12 protein-coding genes are annotated in these 15,264 nt (G+C 59.2%); 1 reads left to right on the top strand and 11 read right to left on the bottom strand.

What is annotated here, in order from left to right; all coding sequences use genetic code 11:
- Positions 1 to 47: 47 nt before the first annotated feature.
- The 11 genes from YA0848_RS15665 to YA0848_RS15715 form a co-directional block, all read right to left on the bottom strand.
- Positions 48 to 392, bottom strand: coding sequence for a flagellar protein FlaG (locus YA0848_RS15665; protein ID WP_034099511.1), 345 nt, complete (start codon positions 390 to 392; stop codon positions 48 to 50).
- A gap of 76 nt (positions 393 to 468) precedes the next feature.
- On the bottom strand, positions 469 to 2,187 hold the full coding sequence (locus YA0848_RS15670) for a flagellin N-terminal helical domain-containing protein (RefSeq protein ID WP_047881318.1): 1,719 nt from the start codon (positions 2,185 to 2,187) through the stop codon (positions 469 to 471).
- A gap of 277 nt (positions 2,188 to 2,464) precedes the next feature.
- On the bottom strand, positions 2,465 to 3,394 hold the full coding sequence (locus tag YA0848_RS15675; protein WP_034114743.1) for a ketoacyl-ACP synthase III: 930 nt from the start codon (positions 3,392 to 3,394) through the stop codon (positions 2,465 to 2,467).
- A gap of 280 nt (positions 3,395 to 3,674) precedes the next feature.
- On the bottom strand, positions 3,675 to 5,285 hold the full coding sequence (locus tag YA0848_RS15680) for a flagellar hook-associated protein 3 (RefSeq protein WP_040269028.1): 1,611 nt from the start codon (positions 5,283 to 5,285) through the stop codon (positions 3,675 to 3,677).
- Positions 5,286 to 5,299: 14 nt separating this feature from the next.
- Complete coding sequence (gene flgK / locus YA0848_RS15685) at positions 5,300 to 7,345, bottom strand: flagellar hook-associated protein FlgK (protein WP_034099519.1); 2,046 nt, start codon at positions 7,343 to 7,345, stop codon at positions 5,300 to 5,302.
- Positions 7,346 to 7,355: 10 nt separating this feature from the next.
- Entirely contained in the window at positions 7,356 to 8,627 is a 1,272-nt protein-coding gene (flgJ, locus tag YA0848_RS15690) for a flagellar assembly peptidoglycan hydrolase FlgJ (protein ID WP_047881317.1), read from the bottom strand.
- A gap of 4 nt (positions 8,628 to 8,631) precedes the next feature.
- Complete coding sequence (locus tag YA0848_RS15695) at positions 8,632 to 9,720, bottom strand: flagellar basal body P-ring protein FlgI (protein ID WP_034099860.1); 1,089 nt, start codon at positions 9,718 to 9,720, stop codon at positions 8,632 to 8,634.
- 27 nt (positions 9,721 to 9,747) lie between these two features.
- Positions 9,748 to 10,443, bottom strand: a complete 696-nt coding sequence (gene flgH / locus YA0848_RS15700) for a flagellar basal body L-ring protein FlgH (protein ID WP_034099521.1) — start codon at positions 10,441 to 10,443, stop codon at positions 9,748 to 9,750.
- A 52-nt stretch (positions 10,444 to 10,495) separates the two neighbouring features.
- Positions 10,496 to 11,281 carry a flagellar basal-body rod protein FlgG gene (flgG, locus tag YA0848_RS15705; RefSeq protein WP_034099522.1) on the bottom strand — a complete coding sequence of 262 codons (786 nt, stop codon included), beginning with the start codon at positions 11,279 to 11,281 and terminating at the stop codon, positions 10,496 to 10,498.
- A 68-nt stretch (positions 11,282 to 11,349) separates the two neighbouring features.
- Positions 11,350 to 12,090 (bottom strand): flagellar basal body rod protein FlgF, encoded by a 741-nt coding sequence (locus tag YA0848_RS15710; RefSeq protein ID WP_034099525.1) that lies wholly within the window; start codon positions 12,088 to 12,090, stop codon positions 11,350 to 11,352.
- 470 nt (positions 12,091 to 12,560) lie between these two features.
- Positions 12,561 to 14,123, bottom strand: a complete 1,563-nt coding sequence (locus YA0848_RS15715) for a sigma-54-dependent transcriptional regulator (RefSeq protein ID WP_169902459.1) — start codon at positions 14,121 to 14,123, stop codon at positions 12,561 to 12,563.
- A 258-nt stretch (positions 14,124 to 14,381) separates the two neighbouring features.
- On the opposite strand from YA0848_RS15715, the gene phhA reads away from it, so the two are divergent.
- On the top strand, positions 14,382 to 15,173 hold the full coding sequence (gene phhA, locus YA0848_RS15720) for a phenylalanine 4-monooxygenase (protein ID WP_047881316.1): 792 nt from the start codon (positions 14,382 to 14,384) through the stop codon (positions 15,171 to 15,173).
- Positions 15,174 to 15,264 lie beyond the last annotated feature (91 nt).

Raw genomic sequence — 15,264 nt, forward strand, 5'->3', positions numbered from 1 at the left:
GGCGCTCGCGTGCTCTGACCGCAATCAGAAACATGTTTCGTGCCAACTCACGCCTTGCTGTCAAACAGCACGCTGCTGGCATCGCTCAGATTCTGCGCCAACTTCAGCGCGGTCTCCGATGGAATTTGTCGAATTACTTCGCCACTGTCCGTGGCAATCACCTTGACGACCACTTTGCCGGTAGTGTCATCGATGGAAAAATCCAGATTGCGCTGTGAAGCCTGCACAAACTCTCGTATATCAGTCACCGCTTTTTCCAATGCCACGCGCTGGGGCTCTTCACCCTTGACCGGTTCACTGGGGGCCGCAGGCTTGAACGGTGTTACAGGCGCACTACTGGCCTGGGTAATACCAGCCGGGTAAGACGCGTTAAGCTTGATGCTCATGTCCATGTCATCACCTCCAAACTGAAAAAACGGAAGGGCACGTTGTTAAACGCACCCTCCCGTTATTTAACCGCTACCGCTATTACTGAAGCAGCTTCAGAACAGAGGAAGGCAGTTGGTTGGCCTGGGACAGGATCGCAGTGGAAGCCTGTTGCAGGGTTTGTTGCTTGGTCAGCTCAGCAGCTTCAGAAGCGAAGTCGGCGTCTTCTACGCGGCCTTTGGCAGCGGAGGAGTTCTGCGAAATGCTCTGCAGGTTGGCCACAGTGCTGGCGAAGCGGTTTTGTACGGCACCCAGCTGCGAACGCTGGCTGTCGATCTGCTGCATGGCGTCGTCCAGAGCCTGGATAGCCTGCTGCGAAGAAGCGGCAGTCAGGATGCTCAGGTCGGAAACGCTGGTTTCCATGGTGACGGCGGTTTTAGTACCGGCCGCAGAAACAGTGGTCAGACCCAGTGCAGCCAGGCCAGTACCGGCGCTGCCGTCCTTGATGGTGATGTCTTTGTCGGCGAACAGGTTCAGGGTGCCGTCAGCATTTTTGCTGGCTTGTACACCGGTACTGGCGCTGTTGATCGAAGCAACGATCGCGTCAGCGGTGTCACCCTTCTTGAACTTGACTTCAACGCCGTTTACGTCGATGGAAGTGTCAGCGGTCAGTTTTGCTTGGGTAGTGCCAGCCGACAGTCCCAGTTGCGACAACGAGCCAGCAGAAGTGTTGGACAGTTTGATGTCTTCACCGCCACCCGAAGTGACCTTAACGCGACCGTCAGTGAAAGTTGCAGTAGCACCGGTACCCGCTGCGGCTGCAATATCTGTCAGCACGTCGGTCATAGTGTCAGCAGCAGCCCAAGTTACTGCGGTGCCGTTAACAGAAATGGCACCGGTAACGCCCATGGCGCTGGTTGCAGTTGTAGCTGCGGCTGCGGTAGTACCGGCAGCGCCCAGGGCCAGGCTGGCCAGACCATCAGTAGCACCAACTGTGGCAGAAGCCCCCAAGACGATATCGTTTTTGGAGCTGAGAGTCACTTTACCATTAGCGTCAGTCGAAGCTGTAACGCCGGTCTGAGCAGTTTTGGCGTTGATGGCGGTCACTGCGGCAGTACCAGCAGCGGAACCTGCAGCAGCAGCACCAAGTGCAACCTCTACACCATTGATGGTGAATGCATCAGTCGCAACGGTTGCGCCTGCATCTGCGGTACCGGTTTTAACAGCTTTGTCACCCAATACAGAACCAGTGGCGGTAGCAGCCAGGCCAGTCATTGCGGTGCCGTCTACAGCAGCTTCTTTGTAGTTACCTTTCAGCGCAGTCGAGCTGATATCAGTCATACCGAACGAGATAGTCTCGTTGGCGTTGGCGCCGATCTGGAACGCTACGTTGTTGAACGAGCCGTCCAGCAGGTTACGACCACCGAAGGTAGTGGTGCTGGCGATACGGTTCAGCTCGCCCACTTTAGCGGTGAATTCTTGCTGCAGGGAAACACGGTCAGCGTCGCTCTTATCACCGTTCGCCGCTTGCAGGGCGAGTTCACGCAGACGCTGCAGGGTGTTGGTGGATTCTTGCATCGCGCCTTCAGCGGTCTGGGCAATCGACACGCCGTTGTTGGCGTTGGAGATCGCAACGTTCAGGCCTTTGACCTGGTTGTTCAGACGGTTGGCGATCTGCATGCCAGCAGCGTCGTCTTTAGCGCTGTTGATTTTCAGACCGGAGGACAGACGGTTCATCGACTGGCTCAGAGCGTCGGAAGCTTTGTTCAGGTTCTTCTGGACACCCAGGGAAGTGATGTTGGTGTTTACTGATAATGCCATGACGAAATCCTCGTTGGTATTGGATACTGCGGCTTCCGGCCCTGGCAACCGCCGGGTGTGGCCTAGAGAACCTACGTAATAGTTATCGTCGTGGTAGCCGGTTGCTTGAGGGTTTTTTTGATTTTTTTTACTGGCGTGGTGCCACCCCTTGTAATTCAAGGGTTTAAGCCGGGTTTTAACGCCGATTTTGGTGGCTTTTCTGGCGCCAAATAAAAAACGCCGATGATCTTTCGATCATCGGCGTTTGCTTTTGCGGTGAACGCAGTCTAAAGACGCGTCACGGACGATGCAGAATCGCCGAGCCCCACGACAGGCCCACACCGAATCCACTGATCGCCACACGCTTCCAGGTGGCGTCCATCACGTGCTTTTCCAGCAGCAACGGAATGCTCGACGACACGGTGTTACCGGTCTCGACCATGTCCTTGATGAACTTGTCCACCGGCGCCTCTTCGAAGCGACGGGCCACGGCGTCGACAATCGCCGCACTGCCCTGGTGAATGCAGAACGCGTCGATGTCATCGGCCTTGAGGTCCGACTCATTGAGCAGCTCGTGCAAATGCGCCGGAACTTTGAGCAAGGCAAAGTTGAACACCTGGCGACCGTTCATGAAGAACACGCCATCGCTGACCTTCAGGTGCGGTGCGCCGGAACCGTCGGTGCCGAACTTGGACTTGCCCAGCAGCCACGAGGCGTCTTCGCCCATCCAGGTCGCAGTGGCGGCGTCGCCGAACAGCATGGTGGTGTTGCGATCTTCCGGGTCGACGATCTTGGAGTACGGGTCGGCGGTGATCAACAGGCCGTTTTTCAGGCCGGCGGCCTCCATGAAGCCCTTCATCGCGTAGATGCCGTAGACGTAACCGGAACAGCCCAGGGAAATATCGAACGCGGCGACATGGGTCGGCAGGCCGAGTTTGTCTTGGACGATGGCGGCTGTATGGGGCAAGCCCTCTTCGTCACCGTTCTGGGTCACGACGATCAGCGCGTCAATCGACTCGCGCTTGAGATCCGGGTTGTTGGCAAACAAGGCGTTGACCGCTTCGACACACAGATCTGAGGTTTCCTGCGTGGCTTCCTTGCGCGGCAGGAACGCCGAACCGATCTTGCCAATGATGAACTCTTCATCCTTGGCGAATTTGGCACCCTGGGCGTAGTTATCGATACCGTCCGCCGGCACGTAACTGGCGATGCTTTTTATGCCAATCATTGTGGCTTCCCAATACTAAATAGCTGGAGAACACCCCACGGCCGACGCCTGGAGTGCTGACAATAAAGGGGGTAACCCCATAAAAATCCCGCTGAAAGCCGCCCCGCAAGGACCCTGAGACGACTTATCCTTTTCACACGATACAGTGAAGATGCGCTTTATGACTCACAGGTCACTCAATTTTCTCCGGTTTATGCAAAACCTTTAAACAATTGAGCCCCCTGAAACGACAGCGGCCCCCCCGGTTTCCAGGCGGGGCCGCTGTGCTGATGCGGTGAAATCACATTTTGTTGAACAGGCTCAACTGCGAAATCTTCACAAAGGCCAGCTGCGATGCTTGCAGCATGGTTTGTTGCAGACTCAGATTGATAGCGGCATCCGCAAAATCGACGTTGCCCAATGCATTCATGGTGGTGGCGTTGGCCAGGCTCAAGCTGGTGTTCTCTTGGGACTGGATATCCATACCATTCAAGCGAGCACCGATGGCGCCGCGCACCTGGTCGATCTGACTCTTGGCGTTGGTCAGATTACCGATGGAGCGGGCGACCACGTCCTTGAGCTCTTTCTGTGCCGCCGGTTTTCCGTCCGAGGGCGTCTCTAGGATTTGGCGCAAATGGCTGAGAGTGTCGAGCACGTTCTCGTTTTTGTTGCTGGTGGCGCCAATCACAAACTGGTCGCCATCACCCGGTGGCGGCGTGGTCGTGACGTCAAATGTCACACCCGCCGCGCTCAAGGTTGTGGCGCCGGCGGCCAGGGTGCCGCTGGCGATGGACTTGCTATCCGAGCTATACGGCTGTGCATACACATTGTAATCACCCGCCGCGCCAAACTTGATGACCATACCAGCGTTGGGGAAAGTGCTGGCATAAGCCGCCGAATCACTGACCGTACCACCGCTTATTTGAGCCGTGGTCGGGTTGCTGGGAGTGCGCGAAACACTGAAGGTGTCCGGTTTGATCGACAGGCTGAACTCGCGGTCTTTGACAACCGCATCCGCCGGTGCGCCGGGCAACACGTCTTTACCCAAAGCGTCCTTACCCAGGTTCAGGCCGATGTCGAACTTCACGCCACGCAGATTGATGGTCGAGGCGCCCTCTTTGGTGGCATCGAACGTGCCGTTACCCGGAATCTCGGAGGTGATGTCTTTGCCGGTGTTGTCGCTCACCGTGTATTGAGTGCTGCTGACAAAGGTCAGCTTGTATGGCTGCCCATCGGCAAAGCTGCTGTCATAGCTGGTCTCGGCAGCGATCAACCCCGCCGATATAGTGACCTTGCCGTCATCGACCGCAGGCGGCACAAGAATCGGCGCGGTCTGGGTGCGCCCCGTGTTCGCGGAGCTCTCGAGCATGCTTTTGGCGGTGTCGCCCATCGAGACGGAAATATTCTCGGCGATCTTCAGGCTCAACGGGATGTCGTCGCCCTGATAACTGTAGGTGCCGTTATTGTTGCGCGTATAGGGCGGCGTGTCGGTCTTGCTTCCGGAAAACAGGTAATTGCCCCCGGCATCCTTAGAATTGAGCAGGCCCAGTACCTGATCCTCAATGGCACCGACCTCGGCCGCAATCGATTTGCGGTCCGCATCACTGATCCCGACATTACCGGCCTTCAGGGCCAGTTCGCTGGCCTTTTGCAGGGCGGTGTTGATGTTATCAAGAACGCTATCTTCGGTTACCAGCGAGTTCTTCAGGGTATCGATGTTGCCATTGAACTGCGACAGCATGTCTTTCTGCTGCTGCAACATCAGCAACCGCGCCGCCGCCACAGGATCATCCGCCGCGGTCTGCACGCGTACGCCGGAGCTGGCCTGATCCTGAGCCTTGACCACACTAGAGTAGTTGGACTGGTACTTGGCGGAGCTGGTCTCGAAATACTGCTGTGTGGAAATACGCATCGTCCCGGCCTCCCTTAAAGAGCATTGATCAGTGTGGTGAAGGTTTCTTGCGCGGCCTTGATAATCTGGGACGACGCGGTGTAATACTGCTGGAACTTGATCATGTCGCCCGCCTCGTCATCCAGGTTAACCCCTGACACTGAGTTGCGCGCTTCCTTGTTGGCGCTGAGCAACGCGCCAGTAGCCGTGGTATCAACCCCCGCCTGACTGGCCTTGGAACCGACTTGAGAAACCAGGCGACTGTTGGCCGCCACCAGGCTTACGCCGACATTGCCATCGTTCATGCCGACGCTGGCCTTGGTCTGCAAGTTGAGCAGTTCCTGCGCGTTCCGGCCGTCCGATTTGCCACCGCTGTTGAACGCGAACGTGGTGCTGTCGCCCGCGGCCGGAGAACCGTTCACGGTAGTGTCGAATTTGAAACTCTTACCCGGAATGGCGGCTCCCGAAGCGTCTCGCATCGGAACATCCACGGTGATCTTGTTGCCCTGCCCCGGAATGATGCTGCCGGTGCCGATCGGGTTGCCTTGCGCATCGTTGACGGTATAGGGCTGAGTGCCGTCAGCCGCCGGTTTGCCAAACACCATTTTGACCGGCATCGAGTTCTCGATACCCGCGCGCAACTGTGCGGTGTCTGCCCCGCCATGAATATCCAACGGTACAGTCAAGGTGGGCTGGGTAAACGTGCCAGTGCCACTGTTGGTCGTACTACGAGTACCAGACAGCGGGCCGGCGAACGCCAGCTTATTCGCGTCAGAAAGCGCCACGCCGATGCCACTGGCGCCCGTAGCGGTGGGGCTGACCTTGAAACTGTCGCCGACTGCCACAGGGCCCTTGCCGTCCAGAGACAAGGTAAATCCATCGATCTGGGTCGGCGGCGTGGCTGACAGATCGATAATGCCCAGGGCTTTGCCGTCCGAACGCACCACCGTCGCTTTATTGAGGTCGGTGCTGTCGTTGAAGGTCACTTTGTAATCGAAGGTCGAGAGCTTACTGCTGTCGCCAATCGACACATTCAGGTTGCCGGAACCGCTGCTGTTGCCGGCGGTAGCCTGGCTTCGGGAGGCGATAGCAGTTGCACTATTGATGTCGTTGAACAACGACACACCAAAGTCACCGTTCAAATCCAGACCTTGGCCGAGCTGATTGTTCAGAGTATCGGCTGTCGCAATAGCGATACGCCCCAAGTCATTGATAGCCGGCATCAAGGCATCACTGCGATAGCGCAACAGGCCACCGATGCTTCCGCCACTGATTACCGCGCCAAGATCCAGTGTCGTTCCGCTCACATTCAGCTGGATCGTATATTGACTGTTATCCGTGCTGCTCGGCACCGCCGTAATCGTATTGGACAACCCGCCCTCAACCAGCGACTGACCGCTGCCGGTGGTCACACTGAACTGGCCATTCTTCTCGGTGGCGGTGACCCCGATCAGCTCATTGAGCGAACGCACAGCCTCGCTACGCTGGTCCAGCAGGTTGGCCGGAGCGGTGCTCGATGAACCCTGCACTTGAGAGATTTGCCGGTTGAGCGCAGCGATCGAAGAAGTCAGTTGGTTGACCTGATCACTCATGGTACTCAACTGGCTGTTGATGGTTTCTTTCTGCTGCGTCAACTGGGTGGAGATGGAGTTGAAGCGATTGCTCAAGGTCTGGGCATTACTCAACAGCAGTTGGCGGGCCGACAGATCGCTAGGGTTGGAAGATGCGGTCTGCAGCGTGGCGAAGAAGGTGCTGAGTACTGATGACAGACCGGTGTTCTTATCCGACAGCACCTTATCGACCGCACTGATCTGGTCTTGGTAGGCGCGGGCGTCATTATTCAATGCCGTACTGTTCTGGTACGCCGTGTCCAGGTACTCGTTGTAGACACGCCGTACATCCGCCAGCGTGGTGCCGCTGCCGATGAATACGCCGCCGAACTGGTTCGACGCGCTAGCGTTCTGGATAGTCTGCTGACGCGAATAGCCTGCGGTATTGGCGTTGGCGATGTTGTTACTCAAGACCGACAACGATCCTTGAGCGGCGTTAAGCCCCGACATCCCGATATTGAGCAAACTCATGGTTCAGACCTTATAAAAGAGTGGTCGCGCCCGCGGCGGCGTAGTTCTGGTAACTGTTCATCGAATGGGCGATCTGCGAGATCTTGTTGGCGTAGTTCGGGTCGGTGGCGTAACCGGCTTTTTGCAACTCGCGTACAAAGCGTTCCGGGTTATCGGCCGACTTCACCACTTCTTTATAGCGGTCATTGCTTTGCAGCAACGTTACCAGGTCGTGGAAGCTGTCCTGGTAGGAGTCGTAGGAACGGAACTGCGCCGTCTCCTTGACCATCGCCCCGTCGCGGAACTCGCTGGTGATCGCGCGGGCCTGGCCGCCCTGCCAACTCTTGCCGGCCTTGATGCCGAACAGGTTGTGGCTGCTGCTGCCGTCTTCTGCGCGCATCACCGATTTGCCCCAACCGGTTTCCAAAGCGGCCTGGGCCACCAGGTACTTCGGATCGATGCCGATACGCTTGGCGGCCGCTTCGGCCATCGGCAGCATGGTGGCGACAAATTCGTCCTGGGAGCTGAAGGCTTTCTTGGCCGGCGCCAATGGTGGCTGGGCCACGGCGCGGCCATAGACCTGCATGCTGCCGTTGGCCGCGGCAACACTGCGTGCGCCGCTGTTGATCACGTTGTCTTGCAGGGCGCTGTTGCGCAGCGGCGCGGCCTTGGCCTCGGTGGCGACCTGGGTGCTCGGCACGATGCCGGCCAGCAGGCGATCGGTCAGCTTGCTCGGCAAGGCGATACGGCGCTGGTTCATCAGCTCCATATCGTTGCTGTGAGTGGCAGCAGCACCGGCTTGAGGCTCGGCGACACGGAACGCCCACAACGGACGCTGACCATTGGAGCGCCCCAGCGGGCCATCGGCCTGGGTGCCGGCGGCGATCTCGGTCGGCACATCGACTTTCTTGACCGCCTCGACCGCAGCCGGGCCCTGCAAGGTGGCCGCCTGGGCGTCAACCGGCTTGTTCTTCTGCATCTGGCGCATCAGCACGTCGGCCAGGCCGATGCCGCCGCCCTCGCGGGACAGCGAGACCGCCAATTGCTGGTCGTACATTTCCTGGTACTGCTTGGCCGCCGGGGTGTTCATCGGGTTGTCTTTGCCCAGAGCCTCGGTGGCCGAACGCATGGACTTGAGCATCTCGCTCAAAAACAGCGACTCGAACTCCTGCGCCACTTTGCGCATGTTGCCTTCGCTGTTTTTGTCAGCACCGACCTTGAGCTGGTTAAGCCGGTTCAAGTCGGAGTAAGAGCCCGAGTCCGCCGAACTGACAATCCCGCTTTTGTGCATATCCATGGCCATGGCCTCAGATGACGATCAGGTCGGCTTGCAAGGCGCCGGCCTGTTTCAATGCTTCAAGGATCGCCATCAAGTCGCCGGGCGCCGCGCCCACCTGGTTCACCGCGCGGACAATCTCGTCCAAGGTGGTGCCGGGGCCGAATTTGAACATCGGCTTGGCTTCTTGCTGAGCGTTAACCCGCGAGCGCGGCACCACGGCAGTCTGGCCGTTGGACAACGGTCCCGGCTGGCTGACGATCGGGTCTTCGGTGATGGTCACCGTCAGGCTGCCGTGGGTCACCGCCGCCGGCGAGACTTTGACGTTCTGGCCGATCACGATCGTGCCGGTACGCGAGTTGATGATGACTTTGGCTACTGCCTGGCCCGGGTCGACTTCCAGGTTTTCCAGGATCGACAGGTAATCGACGCGCTGGCTGGGGTCCAGCGGCGCGGTCACACGGATCGAACCGCCGTCGATGGCCTGGGCCACGCCTGGGCCGAGCATGTCGTTGACCTTGTCGACCACGCGCTTGGCGGTGGTGAAGTCCGAGCGATTGAGGTTCAAGGTCAGGCTGTTGCCCTGGTTGAAACCGCTGGGCACGGTGCGTTCCACCGTGGCCCCGCCAGGGATACGACCGGCCGACGGCACGTTGACGGTGATCTTGGAACCGTCGCGACCTTCGGCGTCGAACCCGCCCACCACCAGGTTGCCCTGGGCAATGGCGTAAACGTTACCGTCGATACCCTTGAGGGGCGTCATCAGCAACGTACCGCCACGCAGGCTTTTGGAGTTACCGATGGACGACACGGTGATGTCCACCACCTGACCCGGCTTGGAGAACGCCGGTAGATCAGCACTGATCGACACCGCCGCGACGTTTTTAAGCTGCACGTTGCCCGACCCCGGCGGCACTTTGATGCCGAACTGCGAGAGCATGTTGTTGAAGGTTTGCAGGGTGAACGGGGTCTGGGTGGTCTGATCACCTGTACCGTTGAGCCCCACCACCAGGCCATAGCCGATCAACTGGTTGGAGCGCACGCCGGAAATGCTGGCGATGTCCTTCAAGCGTTCGGCCTGGGCGACGGCGCTCAAGGAAAGCAACAGGGCCGCCGCCATCAGCTGTTTGAATTTCAAAGTGGCCACCTAGAAAGGGAACAGCGGGCTGAGGAAGAAACGGTCGAACCAACCCGGCTGGCTAGCATCGGCAAACGAACCCGTCCCCGAGTAAGTAATGCGTGCATCGGCGATTCGCGTCGACGAAACGGTGTTGTCGGTAGAGATATCGTCGGCGCGCACCATGCCGGCAATCCGCACCAGCTCGTCGCCGGTGTTGAGGGTCATCCACTTCTCACCGCGCACGGCGATGATGCCGTTGGGCAATACATCGGCCACGGTCACGGTGATCGAACCGGTCAGGCTGTTGCCCTGCCCCGCCGCACTTTTGCCACTGGTCGCACGGTCGCCGCTATAGCCAGCGTTGAGGCTCAAATCGCCGTCACCCAACGGGTTGTTGGTGTTAGGTACGGCACCGAACAACGAGGTCAGGCCAATGCCTGCCTTGCTGGTCTTGCCGACCTGGGAGTTGGCGTTCTTGCTGGCCTGGGTCTTCTCGTTCAGGGTGATGGTGATGATGTCACCGACCCGGAAGGCCTTGCGGTCGCTGTACAGGTTCTGTTCGAAACCGGCCTGGTAGATCGAGCCATTGTTGGCCGCCGCCGGCAGCGGCGTGCGTGGCAACACCGGCGCGTAGTACGGGTCATTGGGTTTTGGCGTCGGGGCGACACAGCCCGCGAGCACGGCAATCCCACTCAATGCCAGAACGGAAACATAGCGATTCATGACCCTTACCTCACGGTGTTGCAGACGCTTTCAGGGCGCCCCATAGACTTGATTACAGATTCTGCGTTACGAACGAGAGCATCTGGTCGGCGGTGGAGATCACCTTGGAGTTCATCTCGTAAGCGCGCTGAGTGGTGATCATGTTGACCATCTCTTCCACGGTGCTGACGTTGGAGGTTTCCAGGGTGCTTTGCAGCGTGGTGCCGAAACCGTTCAGACCAGGGGTGCCGATCTGTGGCGCGCCGCTGGAGGCGGTTTCCAGGAACAGGTTGTTGCCCATAGCCTGCAAGCCGGCCGGGTTGATGAAGTCGGCGGTCTGCAGGTTGCCGATCACTTGCGAGGCCGGGTTGCCGGCCACGGTAATGGACACGGTGCCGTCGTTGCCGACGGTGAAGGTCTTGGCATCGGCCGGCACTACAATCGCCGGTTCCAGGGCAAAACCGTTGGCGGTGACGATCTGGCCGTTGGAGTCCAGGTGGAATGTACCGTCACGGGTGTAGGACGTAGTGCCGTCCGGTTGCAGGATCTGGAAGAAGCCACGGCCGTTGATGGCCATGTCCAGCGGCTGACCGGTTTGTTGCAGGTTACCGGCGCTGAAGTTCTTCTGGGTGCCGACGATCTGCACACCGGTACCCAATTGCAGGCCCGACGGCAGCTCGCTGTCCTGGGTCGACTGAGCGCCCGGCTGCTTCTTGATCTGATAGAGCAAGTCCTGGAACTCGGCGCGGTCACGTTTGAAACCCGTGGTCGATACGTTGGCCAAGTTGTTGGAAATGGTGGTCAGGTTGGTGTCCTGGGCGGACAGACCGGTTTTGGCAACCCATAGAGCCGGAAGCATGCTGTTCTCCTTCGTGCGCCTGTTTGTTGGCGCTGCGCTGCGAAATTAGTGGTTCAGTGAAACCGCGATCAGCTCATCTGCATGACGCGTGTCATGGCCTGGTCGTCTTCCTTGGCGCTGTTCATCATTTTGATGTGCAGCTCGAACTGCTTGGAAAGCGCCAGCACCGCCGTCATTTCTTCCACGGCATTGACGTTGCTCGCCTGCAGGAACCCCGAGGTCAGCCTGACGCCTGCGTCGGCCTGAGCCGGCTGGCCATCCTTGGTGTGGATGGTGCCATCCAGGCCCTTATTCATGTTCTTCAGGTCCGGCTGAACCAGCTTGATGCGGTCCACTTCGGCCATCACCCGTGGGCCTTCGCCCATGGCACGGATGCTGATGGTGCCGTCGGCGCCCACTTCGATCTTCTGCTGCGGCGGCACCGCGATAGGGCCACCGTTGCCCATGATCGGCATGCCGTTGCCGGCACGCAGCACGCCCAGGGCGTCCACGTTCATGCTGGCGCTGCGCACGTAGGCTTCGCCGCCATCCGGAGTTTGTACGGCCAGCCAGCCGTCGCCGTTGACAGCCACATCCAGGTCGCGACCGGTTTCGATCATCGCGCCAGGCGTGAAGTCGGTGGCGGGACGCTCAGTCAGGGCGAAGGCCCGCGCCGGAAAGCTGTCACCGAACACCGGCATCGAACGCGCCTGCTCCAGGTCGCGTTGGAAACCGTTGGTGGAAATGTTCGCCAGGTTGTTGGCATGGGCCTTTTGCGCCAGCGCATTCTGGCTGGCGCCGGTCATTGCCACATAAAGGTACTTGTCCACGCTCTTTCCTCTTTATGACGGACGCTTGCCGCCCACCGCTGTACTGATGAGACTTAAGCAATTAGCGAACCAACTTTTAAAAAGTCAGGAAAGTTCAGGCGGGACGTGGGTTTGCGGGCTGCCTTCACATTTTTCAGGAAAGGAGAGAGTCGAAAAAACGGCGGACTACTGCCGCTAACGGCAAGGGCCGTCTTACGGGTGACAGAGAACCCATTTGGGGAGGGGCGGTGCGACGATTCGAATTGCCCCCGATGGAGGTGGGTCAGTGACAGATGGGCTGACTGACCCAGCGCCATCGGGGGCAAGTCCCCTCCCACATTTTGAGCCGGTTCTTCCAGTTAATAATGAGGAGGGCGTTTGGATCCGCATATTGGCGCTGACTTTTTAGTCATTGCCCCTCTCGCCTTAACTGACTGGCATTAGGGCTTGCCTTGCCCCTCCCACATTTTTGCCCACGTTGTGTCGGTTGATTATTTATCGGTCTTGAGGATTTCGTAATCGCGCAATTTATTGGCGATGGTGGTGTGGGACACGCCCAGGCGCTTGCCCAGCTGTCGACTGCTGGGATGTTCGACATACAGGCTTTCCAACACCGCTTTCTCGAAGCGCCCGACAATCGCCTCCAAACCGCCATCCAGGGAAAAATCGCCAAGGGGCTGACGCACGCCGTAATCCGGCAGACGAATATGCTCGACCTTCACCGTGCCGCCGTCGCACAAAGACACCGCCTGGAACAACACGTTTTCCAACTGCCGCACATTCCCCGGCCAGTGATAATGGCGGAGGCGCTCCATCGCCGCCGGTGCCAACGTGGGCAACGGGCAGCCGATCTGGCGGCTGGCCTGGTCAAGAAAATGCTCCACCAGCGGCGCCAGGCCATCCAGGCATTCGCACAGCGGTGGGATATGCAGCGACAGCACATTGAGGCGGTGGTAGAGGTCCTGGCGGAATTCGCCGCGCGCGCAGAGTTCGGACAGATCCACCTGAGTCGCGCAAATCACCCGCACATCCAGGTACACCTCTTCGTCACTGCCGACGCGGCGGAAGCAACCGTCCTGCAAGAAGCGCAGCAATTTCACCTGCAGGCGCGCGCTCATTTCGCCCACACCGTCGAGAAACAACGTACCGCCCGCAGTCAGCTCCAGCAGCCCCAACTTGCCTTCCGCCCGGGCGCCTTCGAACGCGCCGGGGCCGTAGCCGAACAGCTCGGTCTCGGCCATCGACTCCGGCAGGCCGGCGCAGTTGAGGGCCATCAGCGGCGACTGCCCGCGCGGACTGGCCAAGTGGCAGGCGCGCGCCAACAGTTCTTTGCCGGTGCCGGTCTCGCCTTCTATTAATAGCGGCGCGTCCAACGGGGCCATGCGCCGTGCTTCACGCACCACGGCGGCCATCACCTTGGAGCTTTGGAAGATGCTGTCAAAGCCGCGCAGTTCCTGCTTGCGCACGTTGTAGATGCGCTCGCCGACCCGGTCCGCACGATGCAACGTCAGCACGGCGCCGGCCATGGCTTCACTGTCATCGTGTTCGGAGGATTGCAGCGGCGCGATATCCGCCAGGAACACGTCGCCCTTGACCTTGACCCGCAGGCCGTTGATCCGCGACTTGCTGGCGCGCACCAGTTCCGGCAAATCGAAATCCTCGGCGTAGCGTGACAACGGAATGCCCGGCACCTCGTCCACCCGCACCCCCAGCAACTGCGCCGCCGCACGGTTGGCGGCGACGATGGAGCCGCCCATGTCGATCGACAGCACCGGAAACTCCAGAGCGCCCAGCAAGGCATTGAGTTCCATGTGTCGCCGCTCGCTGGGCATCAGCCCTACCCGCTTGACCCCAAACACCCCGGCAATCGCCTCGAACTGCGGGCGCAACGCCTGAAATTGCATATTCACCAGGTTCGGACAGAACAGGTAGATAGCATTGCCGTGCTCACCGCCCACCTCGCCTTTGGCAACGTTGACGCCGTATTCCACCAGGAGGTTGAGAATGTCCCGCAGGATGCCGATGCGGTTCTGGCAATGCACTTTGATACGCATGAATGAGGCCCGAAAAGAGGGAAGGCGCCGCGTCTTTTTGTCGCTGGGCGCAGAAAGTCGTCAAGATTATGTGACAGCCGGACTGCTTTTCCCAGCCCAACACTAAGAGCAGGTCGTCAATCGTAACGAATACTTTACAAAAAACGGTAAATTTTCCTACGTAGCACTGCCACAGGTGGCTGGCATCCGCACGCCATCGGGTTATCAATAGGCCTATCGCAGGACATAACAAGAACGAATGCCTAGCAGGAGAGCCGTATGAAGCAGACGCACTACGTGGCCCGCGAGCCCGATGCGCAAGGGTTTATCCACTATCCGCAGGAAGAACATGCGGTATGGAACACCCTGATCACGCGCCAGTTGAAAGTGATCGAAGGTCGCGCCTGCCAGGAATACCTGGACGGCATCGACAAGTTGGGCTTGCCCCTGGACCGCATCCCGCAACTGGGCGAGATCAACCAAGTGCTGGCCGAGACCACCGGTTGGCAAGTCGCTCGCGTGCCGGCGTTGATCCCCTTCCAAACCTTCTTTGAATTACTCGCCAGCAAGCAGTTTCCGGTGGCGACGTTTATCCGCACCCGCGAAGAACTGGACTACTTGCAAGAGCCGGATATTTTCCACGAGATCTTCGGCCACTGCCCGCTGCTGACCAACCCTTGGTTCGCTGAATTCACCCACACCTACGGCAAACTCGGGCTGGCGGCGACCAAGGAGCAACGGGTCTACTTGGCGCGGCTGTACTGGATGACCATCGAGTTCGGCCTGGTGGACACGCCGGCTGGTCGGCGCATCTACGGCGGCGGGATTCTGTCGTCGCCCAAGGAGACGGTGTACAGCCTGTCCTCCGAGCCCGAGCATCAAGCCTTCGACCCGCTGGAAGCGATGCGCACGCCGTACCGCATCGACATCCTGCAACCGCTGTACTTCGTGCTGCCCGACCTCAAGCGTCTGTTCGAGGTGGCGCAGGAAGACATCATGGGCATGGTCGAGCGTGGCATGCAGCTGGGTCTGCACGCGCCGAAATTCCCGCCCAAACCAAAGGCTGCTTGAACCGTGCCTTTTAAGGCCAGGTGAGTCTGTTCCCTGGCGCCGCGTTGCTTTAGGGTGACGCCACTGACCTTCACTTATTCGAATTCAGGAC

The organism is Pseudomonas sp. S4_EA_1b (assembly GCF_016307435.1).
GTDB classification, from domain to species: domain Bacteria; phylum Pseudomonadota; class Gammaproteobacteria; order Pseudomonadales; family Pseudomonadaceae; genus Aquipseudomonas; species Aquipseudomonas rhodesiae.